At 36.6% G+C, this 19,448-nt stretch carries 18 protein-coding genes; 4 read left to right on the forward strand and 14 right to left on the reverse strand.

All coding sequences use genetic code 11. The features are described 5' to 3' along the window. Positions 1 to 76 precede the first annotated feature (76 nt). The 14 genes from yhbY to HHT355_RS06015 form a co-directional block, all read right to left on the reverse strand. Positions 77 to 391, reverse strand: coding sequence for a ribosome assembly RNA-binding protein YhbY (gene yhbY, locus HHT355_RS05950; protein ID WP_103202514.1), 315 nt, complete (start codon positions 389 to 391; stop codon positions 77 to 79). A gap of 24 nt (positions 392 to 415) precedes the next feature. Continuing rightward, positions 416 to 1,702: a GTPase ObgE gene (gene obgE, locus HHT355_RS05955; RefSeq protein ID WP_103202515.1), complete on the reverse strand. Its 1,287-nt coding sequence runs from the start codon at positions 1,700 to 1,702 to the stop codon at positions 416 to 418. Positions 1,703 to 2,306: 604 nt separating this feature from the next. Next, entirely contained in the window at positions 2,307 to 2,603 is a 297-nt protein-coding gene (gene rpmA, locus HHT355_RS05960) for a 50S ribosomal protein L27 (protein WP_103202516.1), read from the reverse strand. A 79-nt stretch (positions 2,604 to 2,682) separates the two neighbouring features. Next, positions 2,683 to 3,012, reverse strand: coding sequence for a ribosomal-processing cysteine protease Prp (locus HHT355_RS05965; RefSeq protein WP_103202517.1), 330 nt, complete (start codon positions 3,010 to 3,012; stop codon positions 2,683 to 2,685). An 11-nt stretch (positions 3,013 to 3,023) separates the two neighbouring features. Next, positions 3,024 to 3,332, reverse strand: a complete 309-nt coding sequence (gene rplU / locus HHT355_RS05970; protein WP_103202518.1) for a 50S ribosomal protein L21 — start codon at positions 3,330 to 3,332, stop codon at positions 3,024 to 3,026. Positions 3,333 to 3,517: 185 nt separating this feature from the next. Beyond that, positions 3,518 to 4,753: a ribonuclease E/G gene (locus HHT355_RS05975; protein ID WP_103202519.1), complete on the reverse strand. Its 1,236-nt coding sequence runs from the start codon at positions 4,751 to 4,753 to the stop codon at positions 3,518 to 3,520. 75 nt (positions 4,754 to 4,828) lie between these two features. After that, positions 4,829 to 5,665 carry a TIGR03936 family radical SAM-associated protein gene (locus HHT355_RS05980; RefSeq protein WP_158245901.1) on the reverse strand — a complete coding sequence of 279 codons (837 nt, stop codon included), beginning with the start codon at positions 5,663 to 5,665 and terminating at the stop codon, positions 4,829 to 4,831. After that, on the reverse strand, positions 5,649 to 7,559 hold the full coding sequence (locus HHT355_RS05985) for a TIGR03960 family B12-binding radical SAM protein (protein ID WP_103202521.1): 1,911 nt from the start codon (positions 7,557 to 7,559) through the stop codon (positions 5,649 to 5,651). The genes HHT355_RS05980 and HHT355_RS05985 overlap by 17 nt, the downstream gene beginning before the upstream one ends. Positions 7,560 to 7,959: 400 nt before the next feature. After that, positions 7,960 to 8,658 (reverse strand): hypothetical protein, encoded by a 699-nt coding sequence (locus tag HHT355_RS05990; RefSeq protein ID WP_103202522.1) that lies wholly within the window; start codon positions 8,656 to 8,658, stop codon positions 7,960 to 7,962. A 231-nt stretch (positions 8,659 to 8,889) separates the two neighbouring features. Further along, positions 8,890 to 9,507: a response regulator transcription factor gene (locus HHT355_RS05995; protein ID WP_242967602.1), complete on the reverse strand. Its 618-nt coding sequence runs from the start codon at positions 9,505 to 9,507 to the stop codon at positions 8,890 to 8,892. A 189-nt stretch (positions 9,508 to 9,696) separates the two neighbouring features. Continuing rightward, positions 9,697 to 10,812, reverse strand: coding sequence for a sensor histidine kinase (locus tag HHT355_RS06000; RefSeq protein WP_103202524.1), 1,116 nt, complete (start codon positions 10,810 to 10,812; stop codon positions 9,697 to 9,699). Positions 10,813 to 10,819: 7 nt separating this feature from the next. Continuing rightward, positions 10,820 to 11,965 (reverse strand): ABC transporter permease, encoded by a 1,146-nt coding sequence (locus HHT355_RS06005; protein ID WP_103202525.1) that lies wholly within the window; start codon positions 11,963 to 11,965, stop codon positions 10,820 to 10,822. Continuing rightward, positions 11,962 to 13,065, reverse strand: a complete 1,104-nt coding sequence (locus HHT355_RS06010; RefSeq protein WP_158245902.1) for an ABC transporter permease — start codon at positions 13,063 to 13,065, stop codon at positions 11,962 to 11,964. The genes HHT355_RS06005 and HHT355_RS06010 overlap by 4 nt, the downstream gene beginning before the upstream one ends. A gap of 62 nt (positions 13,066 to 13,127) precedes the next feature. After that, the gene (locus tag HHT355_RS06015) at positions 13,128 to 14,072 is read right to left on the reverse strand and encodes an ABC transporter ATP-binding protein (protein ID WP_103202527.1); all 945 of its coding nucleotides are present in this window, start codon (positions 14,070 to 14,072) and stop codon (positions 13,128 to 13,130) included. Positions 14,073 to 14,483: 411 nt separating this feature from the next. Between HHT355_RS06015 and tyrS the strand changes: the two genes are divergently transcribed. The 4 genes from tyrS (at position 14,484) to HHT355_RS06035 (ending at position 19,316) form a co-directional block, all read left to right on the forward strand. Further along, positions 14,484 to 15,713, forward strand: coding sequence for a tyrosine--tRNA ligase (gene tyrS / locus HHT355_RS06020; protein WP_103202528.1), 1,230 nt, complete (start codon positions 14,484 to 14,486; stop codon positions 15,711 to 15,713). Between the two features lie 87 nt (positions 15,714 to 15,800). Further along, a complete protein-coding gene (locus HHT355_RS06025; protein WP_103202529.1) occupies positions 15,801 to 16,886 on the forward strand; it encodes a hypothetical protein in 1,086 nt (361 codons plus the stop codon). A 743-nt stretch (positions 16,887 to 17,629) separates the two neighbouring features. Continuing rightward, complete coding sequence (locus HHT355_RS06030; RefSeq protein ID WP_103202530.1) at positions 17,630 to 18,622, forward strand: biotin--[acetyl-CoA-carboxylase] ligase; 993 nt, start codon at positions 17,630 to 17,632, stop codon at positions 18,620 to 18,622. Positions 18,623 to 18,755: 133 nt separating this feature from the next. Then, the gene (locus HHT355_RS06035; RefSeq protein ID WP_103202531.1) at positions 18,756 to 19,316 is read left to right on the forward strand and encodes a biotin transporter BioY; all 561 of its coding nucleotides are present in this window, start codon (positions 18,756 to 18,758) and stop codon (positions 19,314 to 19,316) included. The last annotated feature ends 132 nt before the right edge of the window (positions 19,317 to 19,448 follow it).

Genomic DNA, 19,448 nt, shown 5'->3' on the forward strand with positions numbered 1-19,448 from the left:
ACTTCCTTTCGAATGTTTAGACCTTATATTGTACATAAAATAATTGCGTCATGCTGAAATTCCGATAAAAACCCCTTTATGCCTTGTCTTTAATTTTTTCTTCACCGGGAAGGAATATTTTCTTTTTGTCTTTTGACTCTTTATACAATACTATCTTTCTGCCTATAACCTGCACCACTTCCGAACGGGTCCTCTCAGCAATGATTTTTGCAAGTTCATTTATATCTTCGGTGCAGTTTTTCAAAACATTTATCTTTATCAGTTCCCTGGCTTCCAATGCTTCAGCAATACCCTGAGTAAGTTCCGGGGTAATTGCAGATTTTCCGATTTGATAAATCGGATCAATGTTCATAGCAAGTCCTTTTAAATAAGCCCTCTGCTTTGTTGTCATTAATGTTCTCCCTTCTTATATCGACTATTTATAATAATCAAACTCCAGGCCATACATCCTTACCGTATCGCCTTCCTGTATGCCTAACTCCTCTAGTTTTTCCAGAATACCGTTATCCCTTAAGAAATTCTGGAAGAATATAAAGCCTTTTTCCGTATTCAAATTGGTATAACCGAGCATTCTCTCAATTCTTGGACCTTCAACAACATAAAGATGCTCTTCTTCTTTACGGACCTCAAATGGTTCAGTCGCCACTATCAATTCATCAGTTGAGAATTCTTTTTCAAATATAACCGGGGTTCTGTCCATCTTGTCGAGCATACCTTTTACATAATACAACAGTTCTTTGATACCTTTGCCGCTTACGGCAGATATGGGAAACACTTTGTAACCTTCCGGCTCAAAGGTTTCTTTTAATCTTTTAATAACCATTTCCTCTTCCTCTTTTTGCAATACGTCAATCTTGTTTGCCGCAATAACCTGAGGAAGATCGGCAAGCTTGGAATTGTATGCTCTAAGTTCATCGTTAATTTTTCGGATATCCTCTATCGGGTCCCTTCCTTCCGTAGATGCCGCATCCACGATATGGATTATGGCTTTTGTTCTTTCTATATGCCGTAAGAATTCATGTCCTAAACCTAATCCTTCGGAAGCCCCTTCGATAAGTCCCGGAATATCGGCAATAACAAAGCCTCCTCCTTCTTCCAGGTCTACTACTCCCAGATTTGGGCTGATGGTGGTGAAGTGATAATTGCCAATCTTAGGTTTTGCATTGGTTACCCTGGAAAGAAGTGTCGATTTTCCCACATTGGGAAAACCCACAAGACCCACATCGGCAATAACCTTAAGTTCCAAAATTACCGTCATTTCCAAGCCGGGTTGTCCCGGTTGAGCGTATCTGGGCACTTGCATTGTTGAAGTGGCATAATGATAGTTGCCTTTTCCTCCCCGTCCGCCTTTTAAAATTACTTCTCTGCGATTATCCCCAGACATATCCGCCACGACTTTCCCCGTGTTTTTCTCTATAATAACGGTTCCGGGCGGAACTTTAAGGACCAGATCTTGTCCGTTTCTTCCGGTGCATTTTTGCTTTTTGCCGTTCTCACCGTCTTCGGCTACGAATTTTCTTTTATACCGATAATCACTAAGAGTATTTAAACCTTCGTCAACCTCAAATATTATGTCTCCACCTTTTCCGCCGTCTCCGCCGTCAGGTCCGCCTGCCGGTATATACTTTTCCCTGCGGAAACTTACAGCTCCGTCCCCGCCTTTTCCTGATTTAATATAAATCTCGACTCTGTCGACAAACATAGCTTCCTCCATTTCTATAAAAACGGACCGAATTCTTGCATTATCAATCCGTATATTTATCCTGTGTACTTTTTAATATAATGAATAAGCATACTTTTATTCATCTGTTAATAATATTTGAATTTATGGCTTTAACTTTCGGATTTAATAAAAAATATGTTCGGTTTTAAAATAAAACTTGTTTTACATAATACGCACCAAATTCATCAAGTAAAATAATCTGTCAAAAAATTCTGCTATTAATCCGGATTATTCATCATATTTTTTACAGTATACTCCGGTATATGTTCATTTAATTGCCAGTCTAACTTTATAGAAACCAAACCTCGATATGCTTTACATACATATTATCTCGAAAGTATAGATGCTCATTCGTGTATATTATAAAGGCATTTAACAGTAAAAACAACCTTTTAACGAATTATGTATTAATGATAAACTTCTTTTATCGTATAAATGGTGAAAATAATATATTGAAAACTTGTAGTCATAATAAATCTTACTTATATTTCAATGGATAATACAGGCAAATTTTTTTATTGAATAAAATAACCCCAAATTCAGGCTCATAAAAGAATTTGGGGTTATCGTCACATGTATCTGTTTATATGGTCTCAACAGTCTCAACAGGGTAAACACTTGCTTGTTTTTTGTCCCTGCCTTTTCTTTCGAAACGAAGTATACCGTCTACTAATGCATATAATGTATCGTCTTTTCCACGTCCTACATTAGTTCCCGGATGAATTTTTGTTCCGCGCTGTCTGTAAATAATATTTCCGGCAAGAACAAACTGTCCGTCGGCTCTTTTTGCACCGAGTCTCTTAGAATGGGAATCTCTGCCGTTCTTTGTGGAACCTACACCCTTTTTATGAGCAAAAAATTGAAGGTTCATTCTTAACATCGTATACACCTCCTATATCCAAATCACGCAAATTCAGTCTGCCGTAATGAATTTGCCTGCCACTTTACGTTCCTGCTGTTTATTTTACCTTTTGGGAAACGGAAATATATTTACCGTTATATTCGGCTTCTATACCCATTAACCCTAAGGCCAGCGATTTTAAAAGCAAATTTGTCTCGCTGCTTATAGGACTTGTTACATGAAATTCTATCAAACCTTTATCTTCATTCTCTGTTATATCAATATCATCTGTTGTAAACTGTTCAATAGAATTTATTGTATTGATTACCAGGGCCGATACTGCCGCACATACAATATCATTTCCATTATGGCTAAAACCTGCATGCCCCAGTATCTTAAAACCTGTAATCAAATCATCTGTTTTTTTATAAATGGTCACTTTAATCATATTACCATAACCTATGCATGGATCTTTTCAATCTTAACCTTTGTATACGGCTGTCTGTGACCTTTTTTCTTGTGATATCCCTTTTTAGGCTTATATCTGAAGACAATAATCTTCTTGTTCTTGCCCTCTTCAATAACAGTTGCAGTAACCTTAGCACCTGCTACAGTAGGATTTCCAACAACCAATTTACCGTTGTTTACTGCAAGAACCTGGTCAAAAGTAACTTCTGCGCCTGCTTCTAAACCTAACTTCTCAACTTTGATGATATCGCCTTCAGCTACTTTGTACTGTTTTCCGCCAGTTGCAATAATTGCGTACATATTGCACCTCCTATTAACATTACTCGCCAACTTCGGTGTCCGTATAAACGGAACTTATACCCCATTGAGCGGCACACTGTGTTATAATAGCATAATGCTGATATTTTGTCAAGTAAGAGTGTCAGGTACCGTAAACAAACTGTAAATATTTTATGAACCAACTGTTAACATTCTCATTATTTCGTTTACAATTTGTTAACCGTACCTGACACCTCCTGAATTTGTTCGTGTAACGGCTTTCTTACTTTCTTTCTCGTAATCTCAACCAAACCCAAAGTAGTCATATCTACCAGAGTTGTTTTTATCGGATCTTTTTTCAGATAACTTTCTAACTCCTGCATCAAAAGATCTTTATGCTCCTTTAGCTCCATATCTATAAAGTCTACTATTATTATTCCGCTTAAATTGCGAAGCCGTATCTGTTTTGCAATTTCTTTGGCAGCTTCCAGGTTTATCTTTAAAAATGTTTCCTGTACCTTTTTCTTTCCTGCTATGGCTTTTCCCGTATTGACATCGATTACCGTCAAGGCTTCCGTAGGCTGTATTACCAAAGTTCCGCCCGATTTAAGCCAAACAGTAGGCCTTACGGCCTCTTTTACTTTCTCATTTATGCCGTAAAGATCAGCCAAACTAATGGTGTCATCCTGATAAAATCTGAGTTTTTCAAGATCTTCCGGCTGGTGCTTTTCCAAATATTCTTTCATATTTTCATATAATTCGGTATCGTCGGTTACAAATTCATCTACCTGATCAGAATAGCCGTCCCTGATATCGCATATATACCCGGGAGGGGTCCTGTATAATAAAGAGAAACAAGTCTTATGCACCCCGTAGGTACGGATATTGTTATATATATCAATCAGGTTTTTTATTTCCTTTATTATTAATTCTTCCTGAACATAAGCCGCATTGGTCCTGACAATAAATCCGTATTCTTTGCAGACGTATGGCCTTACCAGATTTTTCAGGCGCTTACGTTCTTCGGCATCTTCTATCTTTTTTGAAATTCCTATAGAGGAATTACCGTAAGTTAATGCCGCATATTTGCCCGTCAGATTAATATTTGAACTGACCACCGGTGCCTTTGACTTAACATCCTCCTTTATCACCTGGACTACCAGTTCATCCCCAATCTTAACCTGGATTTCCTTTAGCTTTTCCCCTTCCTCCGGTTTTGGCTGGTTAGCCATAATGGGATAACGGTTTTCAGCCATGGCATAATAACACATCCTGCCGTCGGCTATCTCTACAAAAGCAGCATTTATATTCTTAACAATATTCTTTACCTTACCAAGATATATATTGCCCAAAATTTCGTTATCTTTAGACGGGCTTAACGATACCTGCACCAAATCCATCCCATCAAATAATGCTGAGATAATTGTATCCTTATACCTGGTAATTATCAGTTTATGATTCATAAAGAATCCCCCTATAGGTAATTAACATATAAAATAGGTAATTAAAGCATAAATTAAAAGTACATAACTCAGCCTCTATCTGTCCAGGCAATCCAGGGGAATCAATTTCCCGCTGTCTTCTTCTTCGGTATACAGCTCCAGCCTGTGTACCTGCCAGGCATAAGGATTATAATCAATATCAAATTCTTGGCAAAATGCTTCCATCACCAGTTCCGGCTTTAAATTGGAAGCACTTCCCGTAGCCACCTGCATATATACTTTAATGCCGTTTTCATAAACGTCTGCCACACTTTCGGTTTCAAGAGAAAAACTTCTTTCATCATTTACCGGTCTTTTTACCTGGCCCAAATAATTTTTCAGTTTTTCTGCAAACTCTTCATAAGAAAATGAAACCATAGAAATCATAGGTTTTATATCGACAAGTTTTTGGCTGGTTTTTGTCTTTTTATTTATAAATATTTCCTGTTTGGCATAAAATTTTTCAAATGCTTCCTTAAATTTATCCTGAGCTTGCAAACCGTCTTTCAGCAGGTAGCCGTCCTTTAACGAAACAAGGTAATCCGCCTTTGATACCAAAGACATGGCGTTTACATGTTTTTCATTTTGCCCCGGTTCTCTTAGCAAATGAAACCCGACTACCTTAAATCCCTCAGTTAAAACATTATTTATTTTCTCAACCATATCTTTCGGAGCCTGGCTTGATAATAGGCTTATGTCCACATATTCCCCGTCACTGGTAAGGCCAAGGCCTAGCGGTGCTGCAAATGACATTATCTGGTGAGGATTGAAGCCTTTGGTGTATTCGTTGTCATAACCGGCCCTTCTAAATGCTTTCTGGAAATATCTCATTACATCCAGGTGTCCTATAAATTTCATGGCACCGTATTTTTGAAATTTAATTCTGGCCTTCATAATTACCTCCTGCTGCCGCATTTTTATTTTCATTATTATTTTCAAAGCAAACTCCACCGCCAAATGCCTTAGCTCCGCAATTATAGCATAACATTCTGCAGTTTGGAGTTACGGTGCCTTGTTTAGCTCTTTTATATTCTCTGAGTAAAAATGCCTTGCTTACACCGGCATCTATAAAATCCCAAGGGAAAATCTCATCCTCATTACGTTCTCTGCTGGTGTAGAATGATATAGAAACACCGTTATCGTTAAAGGCTTTTACCCATTTGTCATAATCAAAAAATTCACTCCAGGAATCATAGATACATCCGGCTTTGTAAGCATCGTAAATAACCTTGCAAAGCCTGCGGTCTCCTCTTGCCAATACTCCTTCCAATTCGCTAAGTTCCGCTTCATGCCAGTTGTATACGATACTTTTTCTGTTTAATTGTTCGTTTATCTTGCTTCTTAAAAGCTGCTGCTTCTTTATATACTCCCGAGGTGTATCCATCCTTGCCCACTGGAAAGGAGTAAAAGGCTTTGGCACAAAGAAAGAAGTGCTTACGACAATATTTGCCTTACCCTGTCTTTGGTCCTTTGGAATCTTATAATATTCCCTGGCAATTTTATCAGCAAGAACAGCAATTCCCTCAATATCTTCTTCCGTTTCTGTGGGAAGCCCCATCATAAAGTACAGCTTGACCCTGTTCCAGCCGCTTAAGAATGCCTCCGAAGCACCGGACAATATATCTTCTTCTGTAAGTCCTTTATTTATTACATCCCTAAGCCTTTGGGTTCCGGCTTCAGGGGCAAAAGTAATACTGCTTTTTCTTACATCCTGTACCTTGCCCATTACATCCAGGGAAAATGCATCGATTCTGAGGGAAGGTAAAGAGATGTTTACTCCTTTGGAGCCGAATTCGTCTATCAAAAAATAAACCAGGTCCTTAAGCTTTGAATAATCACTGGAGCTTAAGGAACTTAATGATATCTCCTCATGCCCGGTAGACTCAAGCATTTCATAAGCACATTTTTTTAAGTATTCCAGGTCTCTTTCCCTGTTGGGACGGTAAATCATTCCTGCCTGACAGAATCTGCACCCTCTTATACATCCCCTTTGAATCTCCAGCACCACCCGGTCCTGGGTAATTTTAATAAGCGGCACAAGCGGTCTTGTAGGATGATAAGAATCATTTATATCCATTGCCACCTGTCTTTTAATACGTTCGGGTGCAGCCTCATAGTTTTTCTTAAAGCTTTTTATAGTGAAATCATCATTATACTCAACGTCATAAAGCAAAGGAACATATATGCCCTCAATTTGAGAAACCGCTTCAAGAAATTCTCTTCTCGATTTACCTTGATGTTTATATTCCTTATACAAGTCTAAAATATCGTTATAAACGGTCTCTCCTTCCCCGATATAGAAAAAGTCAAAGAAATCGGCTATCGGTTCCGGGTTGTAAGTACATGGTCCCCCGCCAATCACTATGGGATCATCTTCAGACCTGTCCTTTGAAAATATAGGTATTTGTGACAGTTCCAGTACCTGAAGTATATTGGTATAACACATTTCATACTGGATGGTAATACCCAGGAAATCAAAATTCTTGACAGGATCCTGGCTTTCCAAAGCAAACAGAGGGATATTCTTTTCCCTCATAATCTTATCAAGATCCACCCAGGGAGAATATACTCTTTCACAGTATGTATCTTCCCTGCTGTTTAATATATCATAAAGAATCTGAAGTCCCAGGTGGGACATACCTATTTCGTATACATCCGGAAAACACAGGCAAAATCTTATATCCACATCCTTGGGGTCTTTAACCCTCATATTTATCTCCCCGCCGATATAGCGCGCAGGCTTGTCTACGGAAAGGAGAATATCATCCGTAAGTGCCAATTTTCTCATTATAATATCCTTTCTAACTGCTATGTTATTTTAAAGCTGATTATTATATTAATGCTTGTCCGGTTTATTGCGAAATTTAAAATACGGTAAAAATCAATAAGAAATAATAAATCAATATAAACACACGGTTTTATGTCTAAACCTGATAATGCTCCTTATCAAGTTTTTACAACTAAATACTTTATATCTATATTAAATATTTCGCTCCTGTTTATAAACCCTCTTCTAAAGTCCTGGTATAAATCTGTCCGGGCAATTATAGCAAATAAAGCAATAAACCGCAAAAATCAATTGTATCATATTTTAAAATAAATATCACGATAGACAGACTTATAATTAAATCTGTTTATCGTGAATATTATACCTGATTGATTTTAAAATTACAATGAAGCATATCCGGTTACTTAAACCAAGATACTATCTTTTCCTCAATTTCTGCCAACTGGTTATACCCTGTTACATAATGCTTTATAGTTTCATACGAAAAATTTCCCCAATTAAGTTTAACTTTATCTATTATAAATATAGCCATGAAAATAACCACAGCACATATCGTACGTATAATCAAAGACTTATAAGAAGCAATTTCTTCCTGTATATTTACTTCTTCATTTCCATCCTGAAACAGTTTTGCTACCTTGTCTTTTTTCTTTTTGCCAAAGAATGAATTATGAATCTCCTCATCAATATAACTATCACTGCTTACGGGAGTTTCCATAGCATACAGTTGCCTAAGGCAGGCTTCTCTTGCAAGACGAATGTATTCGGCTCTTGACATTACCGGATTATCATCCTGGCTCGGTATGAAATCTTCCTGCTTTTTGGTATTCTCATAATTTTCTCTCCAATCTTCATTTGCACCATACATCTTGTTTTCGCGATTCTCGTCGAATGACTCTTTCTTATATGCCGTATCTTCATATTTAAATCTGTTTCTGTATGTTTCACTTTTGTACCCTGATGTATTCGTATTTTTACTGCGTCCCGAAAAATCGGATTTATCTATCATTTCAATCGGCACAAACAGTTTTTCATTAATATTATCTGATAAACTTTTTTCAATCTGCCGATACATTTTATCCTCATAACCGACTTCCATAACCATACCCCCTTAGCCTAAATTAAGGTCATGCCAGCTTCTTATTCATTATATTTAATAAATGTTTAACATATTCCTCCTAACGATAGATTACATCATGGGTTTAAACATAATCGGATTATCTTAAAAGCATCATTTTTTAGTTCAATCTAATTAGGACCTTAGCCAATAATTCGTTTAAAACAAAAATTTTCCGAAAGCACTTTACTAAGCTTCGGAAAATATAAGTCTTTAGAAATTTTTAAGATAATAAACGGCAATCTGAGTCCTGTGTTCCAGCCCCGTTTTTTCCAAAATTGCGCTGATATGATTTCTAACCGTTCCGTTTGACAAAAACAGTTTCTCTCCTATCTCCTTATTGGATAAACCTTCGGCTATCAGGCCGGCTATTTCCAGCTCTCTGGGCGACAGAAGCATCTCAAACATATTTTTTTCAGGCTTACTTACCGAAATCCTGCTTCTTATAAATTCAAGTATATCTTTTTGGAATACGGTGCCGCCGGAGTTTATTACTCTTATGGCGGAAAGAATCCGGTCAGCCGGACTGTTTTTTAAAATATAGCCGTTAATTCCCGCCTGCAGGGCTTTTAAAATCAGTTCCGGCTCGTCAAAGGTTGTAAGAAGCAAAGGATTTGACAGTCCCATATCCATAATTTCTTTTCCTGCCTTAATTCCATCCTTTACAGGCATTCTTATATCCAAAAGTACCACATCCGGTTTTAGTTCCTTTGCAAGTTCGACCGCTTCCCGGCCGTCTTTGGCCGCCCCTACACATTCCATATCAGCCTGTGTTTCAAGAATCATTTTTAATCCTTCTCTTACAATAGCATCGTCATCCGCAAGAAGCACCCGTATCAAACCTATCTCCCCATTCAATTAATTAACGAAATTTATTTGTTCTAAAATTAAATCAGCCATACTAAACGTTTTTAATTTATATTTAAACATTTTATGTAAACTAACCGAGTATATTGCTAACAGCTAAAATTAAGCGTCATAAATAAAATATTCCTAAAGGTCAACCATATTTTGATTATATCAATAATAAAAAATGTTCGTAACGCAAAACCCGTTTTCGTCCTTTGTTATAAAACATCTTCCTTTTGCATTGGCCGTCCGCTCTTCAATGGCTTCCAACCCCAAATGTTTTTCAAAACTTTTTCCTGTTTTGCCGTTGTCTTTGTATTCAACTTTTATGATCTTATTAAAAACCTGAATGTTTAGGACAAACTCGGTGGCATTTGAGTGCTTCAGTACATTTGTCAGACATTCCTTTAAATTATCATGAATGCATACCCATATTTGAGGTCCTATATTCGATAAATCTCCCGATGTCATAAGCCGGGTTGAAATATTATATTTTACCTTGAAATCATCAAGAATTGCACTGATATCATGTATATCGATAAGATACCGGTCCGTTCTTTCTTCTTTAAGGGCTGTCCGAATTTCATCAACACTCTCCCGAAGATTTTTTACGGCCTTTTCGATACTGCCCAATGCCTTATCCTGACCGTTTTTCATTTGCAGCATGGCAGCTTCCAATAGTATGATGCTCCCAGATATTCCGTGACCGATTTCATCATGAATCCTTGCCGCTATCCTGTTTCTCTCTTCCAAAGAAACAGCCGTCTTTATATTTTTCATCATATTTTTCAGGTCCGATATTTTATTTTCCAACCTCATTATCTCTTCCTTAAGCATTTCATTTTTATGTATGTACTCATTTAGTTTCTTAAGAACTGCCCTTACCAGGATAACCGTCAAAATCAATAATGCTGTCAAAATAATACCATCCATTCCGGGCGGATAAATCAGCAATAACAAGCAGATAACAACCGCAAGGACCCGGTAATACATTTTCCCGGATACGGTCAGGTCAATAAGATGCATAAGCAAAACTGTCGCAAGAGGCATCAAAAACTCAATTCCGATTAAAAAACATGCGATTAAAGAAAAAATTACCGATATATAAATTAAGGTTTGCCTTTTAAACAGCCGTTCTAACAAAAGCTCAAAAACAAAAATGCAACAAAAGCTAAGGACAGATATAATAGATGCCACTACATCCGTCTTGGCACGGCTTTCAGCCAGATATGAAGCAGTCACTGCTGCCGTTTTAGCAATAAGATACAGGACCGGTAAATCCAACATAAACAGCCTAACCTCTTTTATAATTTTGTGAAAATAAGACCGCCCCGATTAAAAATGTAAGTAAAGTAAAGAGTAATAAAATTATAACATTATAACTAATATCAGCCGCCGGGTTATCAAGCAGTTTATTTATGGCATCGGTAATCCAAAACTGCGGCAAAATCCTTGCGATATTCTGTAAATTCTTCGGGGCCAGTTCCAGGGTAAAATACGCCCCTCCGAGTATCGCACCTACATTGTTAAATCCCATAATAAGCATAGTAAGACCGCTTTTTGATTTAATCATAATGGATGCGTCTATGACAAAACAGGTTACAAAGAAAGAAAACAAAGTCATAAGCAAAAATATTTGGTAAAGGGGGATTCCGATATCTGCATCCAAAACAGCCAAAAATCCGCAGAAAATAAAAGATTCTATAAGCAGCAAAAAGAAACCGAATATACTGTTTCCTGTGATATAATGTACGGCTTTTACCGGAGTTATGGCAATCCTGTTATATATTCCTTTTTTTCTGTCATCCGCAATGATGAAAGATACCACCATAGCCAGGGAAAATGCTATCATCAGGTAAAATCCAATGCTATAGCGAAATCCTTCCCTTTCCATGTACTTATTTGAATCTCCTGACAATATTTCTTCTTTATAAACAGGAATATTTAATTTATCATATTCTGACAAATACCGAACAAATATTTCCTCATCGCCTTCCGAACTTTTGGACAACATATGAACAGATGAAAGATAACTGTTCATATAAGCCTCGGTAAAGGCTGCATTTTCAAAATCATCGGTGGATGTAATTATTAATTTTTCAACTTCTCCACCGACAAACTTTTCATAAAAACTCTTAGGTATTTCAATTATAACCGAAATATCCTTGTCTATCAATAATTTGGATAGATGCTCAAAGTTATCGTTTTCTATAAGTTCATAGTTTAATTCCCGGGTAAGATAAAACTTGAAATTTTCAGAGAGAATACTCTTGTCATAATCAATAAGCCCGATTTTAATTTTGGATAAAGCCGAACCTGCTGCAAAATTCCCTATAAAATACATAAAAAGGCAAAGAACCAACCCTCCAAATACCGATAGCATAACTGCCATATGGTTTCTTTTTATATCGGATTTAATAATCAGCCAGATGTTTTTCATTTTTCCTCCTTCCTTAAAAAGCCCATCGCTCCGAAAACCAGGGCAGCCAACGAAATAATCAGGCAAACTATAATTACCGTATTTGCTTTTTGATGCCTGCCGAATATCGTAAGATCAAAAGCAGCCTCCTGAACCTGATATATGGGAAGATATTTTGAAAGCCCCTCAATTACAATTTCTTTGGAATAGGTCCCGGAAAAAAACATCATTAACCATAATACAGGTAAAATACCCGCCATGGGATTGACATCAATATATAAACCATAAACGGCACCAAGTGATATCATTGTGAAACTAATTACTGTAAACATAAAAAACAGGTGTATGTTATCAAAAAGATATAAAGCATAATGGGCACCAAACAATAAGGAGCTAAACACCATAAGAATTAATATCTGCAACAAGGTCTGAGGAAGCAAACCTAAAATTTTTCCGAAAAACAGTTTAACCCGGCTTATGGGGGCAATTCTTAAACGAATAATGGTCTTTTCCTGACGCTCACCCATAAAGCATATGGCTCCAATCATAATACTCATAAAACACATCATTGTCATCATGGTAATTGCATAATAATCAAGCATGGTCCTCTTTATGCCAAGATCCTTATGCATAATATAATCCGACTCATAATTCGGCTGGTCTATTAAAGCTTGCTTATTGTTTTTTATAATAATATCAACCGCTTTATTAAGCTGGGTAAATCCGTTCATTATACTGTTAACAGTCCTGTTTTTTATTCTGTTTGTCCCTTCGTAAATCTGTATTTCCATAGGGTCATTCTTAAACAAAACAACCGCATCTATGCCGCCATCTGTTGCCAAATCTATTGATGAAGCAATATCATCCGTTTCATTAAAAAAGAAATTCTTTCTATCCTCTAGGCCTTTAATAAATTCCTTCACTGTCACAAAATCTATATCGGATATTCCCTCAATCCCGTAATGAATTCTAACTTCTCCAATAACTTCCTCCGCCTTATCCAAATTGGCAAGAAGATTGCCAAGAAGAAAAACCAACATAACGGGAAAGATAAAAAAGAAGAAAATATTGCTTTTATCCCTGAGAAACTCCTTAGTTTCTTTTATAATAATCTGAATCATTAACATTCCTCCCGACATGGAACAACTTATATCCTTTAGCAATAATAATTTTTATGTTTTTCCTAACGAAGCTCCCGTCCCGTTAAGGTCAAAAACAGGGTATCAAGGCTTGGAAGTTCCGATTTTATGCTTATAATGGGAAGGCCAAAATTTATAAATTCCTGGATTATATGGCCTATATTATTCTGTTCGACTGATATGTCAAGTTTTATAACCGAATCTTCTTCAGAAATCCCTTTTACTCCCGGCATCAGTTTTATTTTCTTTTCGAAGGTTTCCTTTTCAAAATTTATAGGAATTTTGGTTTTTATGAAAACCGTCTGAACATCTGTCACCATGGAAACCAGTTCCGTTTCCGTTCCGCAGGCAATCAGCTGTCCTTTATCAATAATGGCAATGCTGTCACAGATTTGCTCAACCTCCTGCATATAATGGGAAGTGTAAATTACGGTGGCTCCCCGGTCCCGCAAAAGCCTTATGGAATTTAAAATATGTTCTCTGGACTGGGCATCAACTCCAACGGTAGGCTCATCAAGCACTATCAGCTTCGGTTTATGGGCTATTCCGCAGGCAATATTTAGCCTTCTTCTCATTCCCCCTGACATTTGCTTTGGCTTTACTTTTATTTTGTCAGATAAACCTACAAATTCCAGAGCTTCCATGGCATTCCTTGTAAGATCGCTTTTACCGTATCCGTAAAGGGAAGCAAAGAATTTCACATTTTCAAGGGCATTTAGATGATCATAAATTGCTATATCCTGCGGCACCATTCCGATAAGGCGTTTTATTTCCGCTTTATGCTCCCTGATATCCAACCCGTCAACAGTAACCTTTCCTTTATCGAAATCAGTTAAAGTTGTTATGATATTTAAAGTTGTGGATTTACCGGCTCCGTTTGGGCCAAGAAGGCCGAATATTTCACCTTTTGATACCGTAAAGCTCAAATGATCCACAGCCGTAATGTCTCCGTATTTTTTTACCAAATTTTCCACTGCAACATATGACATAATTTACCTCCCCAAAATTTAATCATCACAATCAGCTGAAAAATCAGATATCACAAAAAGTTACAATCAAAATATTTAATTTAATAATAACCTTTATAGCCCTTAATATAAAGTGACATATGCATAATTTGGGTATTACAAATGTCATGTTTTATCAGATCAGGAATTTTTTTTTTACTTACTCTCATCATAAGAACATGAAAAGCTGTATACTTTTTCAATATTTATGCCGTTTAATTTAAATACCCTTCTTTACTTATATGATATTTAAAATAAGATACCTTCAACTTATTTATATCAGTGTTATACTGCTTCGAATTACAACAACTGTTTAAAACTCATTGAAAAATATAGTATTTTCATTTATAATTTCCTTAGTTAACTTAAAGACAATTACAAGGAGGAATACCAATGTCAACTAATGTTTATGACATATTAAAGGAACGGGGGTTTATAGAGCAATGTACCCATGAAGATGAAGTCCGAGAATTATTAGGTAAGGAATCCGTTACCTTTTATATAGGTTTTGATGCAACTGCAGACAGCTTAACCGCCGGTCATTTCCTTACCATAATGGCCATGATGCATATGCAAAGGGCAGGCCACAGGCCAATTGCCTTACTTGGCGGCGGTACCACTATGATCGGGGACCCTACAGGAAAATCCGATATGCGGAGCTTAATGGACAGGGAAACCATAGAATATAATGCTTCCAGATTTAAAGAACAGCTTTCAAAGTTCATCGATTTTTCCGACGGTAAAGCAATTCTTGCCAACAATGCCGACTGGCTTTTAGACCTTAATTATGTAGAGTTTTTAAGGGAAATCGGAATTCACTTCTCAGTTAATAAAATGCTTACCGCAGAATGCTACAAGCAAAGAATGGAAAGAGGTTTAACATTCTTTGAGTTTAACTATATGTTAATGCAGTCCTATGACTTCTGGAAACTGCATAAGTTATATGATTGCAAGCTGCAGATGGGCGGAAATGACCAGTGGTCCAATATCATAGGCGGTGTGGAATTAATCAGACGTAAAGAACAAAAGCCCGCATACGGCCTTACCCTTAAGCTTCTTACCACCAGCGACGGCGTAAAGATGGGTAAGACCATGAAGGGTGCCGTATGGTTGGATCCTAATAAAACTACTCCTTATGAATTCTACCAGTATTGGAGAAATATCGAAGATGTAAAGGTCGAAGAATGTCTGGCTCTTTTAACCTTCCTTCCTATGGACGAAGTAAGAAGACTGGGATCCCTTCAGGGAGCTGAAATTAACCAGGCAAAAGAAGTTCTTGCTTATGAAATTACTAAGATTGTCCATGGTGAGGAAGAAGCCATAAAAGCCAGGGAAGCATCCAAAGCCTTATTCGGTGCTGGAGCAAAAGCCGAAGATATTCCTACCACCTCTTATCCTGCATCCAGATTTGCAGAAGGAATCGATATAATTACCATGATGTGTGATGCAAAACTGGCTAGTTCCCGTTCAGATGCCCGCCGTACTATTCAACAAGGCGGTGTAACCGTAAACAATAAAAAAGTTGAAAACTTTGATCTGGTACTTACAGATAAAGATTTCGAAGACGGAGCCATCCTGATAAGAAAAGGCAAGAAATCCTATCACAGATTTATAGCAGAATAATTTACCTGATATCCTACAGCAACTCTATTTGACCGGACCAGTTGTAAGCAAGGGGTTATATTTAAATCAGAAATGGAGTTGAAAAATATGCAAAAATTCATCCCGTTTTTTCAAGGAGAAAGAAGAATTATAACAGAAAAACTGGCCGATTATTTTGAACAGTGCGGTTTAGAATCAAAAATCCATTATGACGAAACACTGGATGCTTATATCCTGTCGGTTCCGGAAGATAAAGTAAATGAGGCCAAAAAATATTACCAGGAATTTTACTTTAAAGAACGGGATCGTGTAGAACAGGAAGAAAAGAACAAGGATTTCTTAAAAAATTATGACGAATCCAATATGCTTGCTAAAACTTCCTTTGATAAAGCCCCTTTGGCGGATGAAAATGATTTCGACATAAATGATTATAAAAACCTTTCTGATGTTGACGAAAATATAGCTGCGGCTGCCGAAAACGATAATGAAGACCCGGATGAAACAGGTATTTCCGATGATACCGATTATTCCGAAGATTCAAATTATACCGGCAATGATCTTAGCAATCAGGCTATTAACACCGATATGGATGATGATTCTGCTCTAACCAATAATAACGTTTCTTCAGACAATACCGCTCTTTCTGATGCCTCTGCCGGTCAAGACGAAGAAACCGAAATTGAAGAAGACAACGAAGCTGAAGATGAGGATAAGGCTGCATTAAGGCGTTTGCTTTCCGGATCTGGCAGATATGTATTTAAGTCTGAAAAATACAAGGATTATATAGGAACCTTTTATATATTCCTCTTGTTAGGTATTGCCGGAGTTATTTTCGTCATTTTGAATCTTGCAAAGGTACTTAATATTCTTAACGGTCTTTTCCCTAACCTTATTATGGGCGTTCTCTTCATATTCTTTATTTATGAAGGTATCACTTCAGGCATAAAAGCAAAACGATTAAAAGAAGAGGCAAAGGAAGAAGACCAACTGACCGAAAAAATCAACGAATGGCTTCAAAAAACGGTTACAAAAGAGTTTTTAGATTCAATAGGAAGCGACGAATCTTCTGAAGAACTTGATTATATTAAAAAGGCCGAAACCATTCAGGATTTGCTTATAAAGGAATTCGGAGATATAAATACGGATTATTTGGACCGCCTGATTGAGGAATTCTATAATAAAAATTTTGAATAAGACCATATAAGTACAAAGGTATCATATAAGCGTCAGACTTTATTAATTATTTGTCTGACGTTTATTTTTTGCTATTTTGCAGATTTAATTTACATAATATTATTATGTTTCTGTTTACTTTGCTATTCTCTCTTCTGCTTTTTCTTGCCAGTCTCTGCTTCTGCTTTCCCAAAATATCCAAACCTCGCTGTTCAAACATAAGATATATAATTAATATTAAAAATATGACATAAGAAGGATTCTAGGACAAATTAATTTTATCCATAACTTTGACTTAGCCGACCAAACTTAACCAAAATAATATATTTAAATCAAATGCCAATTTTTTCTCGGTATTAAATGATACCTTTTAATATGACACCTGTATTTTTCGCTATAACATAATTAAGCCGATATAATTAAACATTTACCCCAATAATAATTGTCAACTTTTATTTTTGAATCAGTTGACATATTGAAAAGTTCTGATATACTAATCTCATAATTTCATAAATTATTAATTCCTAAATTTAACAACTGATATCAGTTAACTACAGCCTTTAAACCGATTAATCTTTCAGCTTATGCCTTATTTGGTAATAATTAAATACATAAAACTATACAACAAGCAATTTAAATTAACCAAATATTTAAACTATCTAAATAATTATATTATTCTAAATATTTATGCTATCTAAATATTTATACTATCTAACCAAATATTTAAGCTATCTAAATATAATACGGAAAAGAAGGAAAGTTCCATGGAATTAAAAGAGCAGATATTAAAAATATTGGAAGAAAACAGAGGGAAAAGCATAAGCGGAGCCTGGATGGCAAGAAAGCTTTATGTTACCAGAAGCGCTATTTGGAAACAGATAAAAGAACTTCAAAACGAAGGATACGAAATTGAAGCCGTCCCAAATCGCGGATATAGTCTTAAACCCTGCAACGATATACTGACAGCCCAAAGCATAATCCCCTATCTTAAGGGAAAAGCAACAGGATTTATCCTTGATGTAAGAAAAACAGTAACCTCCACCAACACAATTGCAAAAGAAATGGCCGCAAACGGTGCCAAAGAAGGTACCGTAATTATAGCCACACACCAGACGGAAGGAAGGGGCCGCATGGGCCGTACTTTCTACTCTCCTGCCTCCACGGGAATATATATGTCACTTATATTAAGGCCAAAACTAAGCCTTGAAGATTCCCTTCTGATTACAACCGGTGCCGCCGTAGCAGTGGCAAAAGCAATCGAAGAACTTACCCACAGGGAAGTTCAAATCAAATGGGTTAACGATCTTTTTATGGACGGCAAAAAAGTATGCGGAATTCTTACGGAAGCATCCTTAAATGTTGAAAACGGCGGCCTGGAATATGCCGTTGTGGGAATCGGTATAAATGTAAGTACCAAAGATTTTCCCGACGACATAAAAGAAGTGGCCGGTTCTATATTTACTGATAAACCTAAGGATCAGCCTGTCACATCAATGCTAGCTGCCTATGTTTTAAACAATCTGGCAGAAACTATTAACAACTTAACCGACAAATCTTATATGGAAGACTACAAAAAACGGTCCTTCCTTCTTGGAAAAAATATTAATGTCCTTAAAGGTGATAAAATCCTGAAAGCCATAGCATTAGATATTGATGACAGGGCAAGGCTTATAGTCGAGTATCCCGATTCCACAAAAGAAGCTTTAACATCCGGAGAAGTCAGTATTCGTATTGATATGCAGGATAATAATAAATAATTTACATTAATTAACATCTTGTAGGTTTTGTGTTTTATGTTTTGGTTGTGTTTTGGTTTATAGGTATTTTTATTTAATCGTCAAATTACAATAAGCATAGTTAATATAAATCAATTAATAAAGGAGCGGCAAAATGACAGAATTAAGAAGAATATCAACCAAAAATCTTATATTAACAGGAATGTTTACAGCCGTAATATGTGTGCTTTCACAAATTATTATTCCTTTAGAGCCTGTCCCTTTCAGCCTGTCCCTTTTAGCCATATATTTGACCGGAGCCATGCTTGAACCCCGCTATGCGTTTCTGGCCGCATTAATTTATGTGCTTCTTGGTACTTTCGGGCTTCCTGTTTTTGCAGGCTTTGCCGGAGGCCCCCATATACTTACCGGTATGACTGGAGGTTTTATTATGGCATATCCGATTATGGCTTTTGTAACATCTGTATTTTTCAAATTGTCAAAAAATATTAAAACCCTAATATACATAATCATTCCGGTACTGGGGATGGTCATATCTTTATTCATATGCTATTTTATAGGCACACTTTGGTTTTCATATTCAACCGGCTCTGCAATATCTTATGCACTTACGGTATGCGTACTTCCTTTTGTGGCTTTTGACTTGATAAAAATAGGTATGGCAGCCGTTATAGCCACCGTATTAAAAAAAGCAGCTGTAAAAGTTGCGTTATGACCACCTGTTTGATTTATATCAGGTATTTTCCTGCCTTAAGTTTTTCCTTAATTTAATTCATAATAAATGCAGATAACAGATTTAAGAATATTTTCAGCCCTTTGTGATTTAAATGATTATATAACAGCCTCC

It is taken from the genome of Herbinix hemicellulosilytica (assembly GCF_002904165.1).
Taxonomy (GTDB): Bacteria; Bacillota; Clostridia; order Lachnospirales; family Lachnospiraceae; genus Mobilitalea; species Mobilitalea hemicellulosilytica.

Bases quoted from the DNA above. Each gene is read 5' to 3' on its own strand.
- yhbY (WP_103202514.1), bottom strand. From the start codon at position 391: ATGACAACAAAGCAGAGGGCTTATTTAAAAGGACTTGCTATGAACATT.
- obgE (WP_103202515.1), bottom strand. From the start codon at position 1,702: ATGTTTGTCGACAGAGTCGAGATTTATATTAAATCAGGAAAAGGCGGG.
- rpmA (WP_103202516.1), bottom strand. From the start codon at position 2,603: ATGTTAAGAATGAACCTTCAATTTTTTGCTCATAAAAAGGGTGTAGGT.
- HHT355_RS05965 (WP_103202517.1), bottom strand. From the start codon at position 3,012: ATGATTAAAGTGACCATTTATAAAAAAACAGATGATTTGATTACAGGT.
- rplU (WP_103202518.1), bottom strand. From the start codon at position 3,332: ATGTACGCAATTATTGCAACTGGCGGAAAACAGTACAAAGTAGCTGAA.
- HHT355_RS05975 (WP_103202519.1), bottom strand. From the start codon at position 4,753: ATGAATCATAAACTGATAATTACCAGGTATAAGGATACAATTATCTCA.
- HHT355_RS05980 (WP_158245901.1), bottom strand. From the start codon at position 5,665: ATGAAGGCCAGAATTAAATTTCAAAAATACGGTGCCATGAAATTTATA.
- HHT355_RS05985 (WP_103202521.1), bottom strand. From the start codon at position 7,559: ATGAGAAAATTGGCACTTACGGATGATATTCTCCTTTCCGTAGACAAG.
- HHT355_RS05990 (WP_103202522.1), bottom strand. From the start codon at position 8,658: ATGGAAGTCGGTTATGAGGATAAAATGTATCGGCAGATTGAAAAAAGT.
- HHT355_RS06000 (WP_103202524.1), bottom strand. From the start codon at position 10,812: ATGTTGGATTTACCGGTCCTGTATCTTATTGCTAAAACGGCAGCAGTG.
- HHT355_RS06005 (WP_103202525.1), bottom strand. From the start codon at position 11,965: ATGAAAAACATCTGGCTGATTATTAAATCCGATATAAAAAGAAACCAT.
- HHT355_RS06010 (WP_158245902.1), bottom strand. From the start codon at position 13,065: ATGATTCAGATTATTATAAAAGAAACTAAGGAGTTTCTCAGGGATAAA.
- HHT355_RS06015 (WP_103202527.1), bottom strand. From the start codon at position 14,072: ATGTCATATGTTGCAGTGGAAAATTTGGTAAAAAAATACGGAGACATT.
- tyrS (WP_103202528.1), top strand. From the start codon at position 14,484: ATGTCAACTAATGTTTATGACATATTAAAGGAACGGGGGTTTATAGAG.
- HHT355_RS06025 (WP_103202529.1), top strand. From the start codon at position 15,801: ATGCAAAAATTCATCCCGTTTTTTCAAGGAGAAAGAAGAATTATAACA.
- HHT355_RS06030 (WP_103202530.1), top strand. From the start codon at position 17,630: ATGGAATTAAAAGAGCAGATATTAAAAATATTGGAAGAAAACAGAGGG.
- HHT355_RS06035 (WP_103202531.1), top strand. From the start codon at position 18,756: ATGACAGAATTAAGAAGAATATCAACCAAAAATCTTATATTAACAGGA.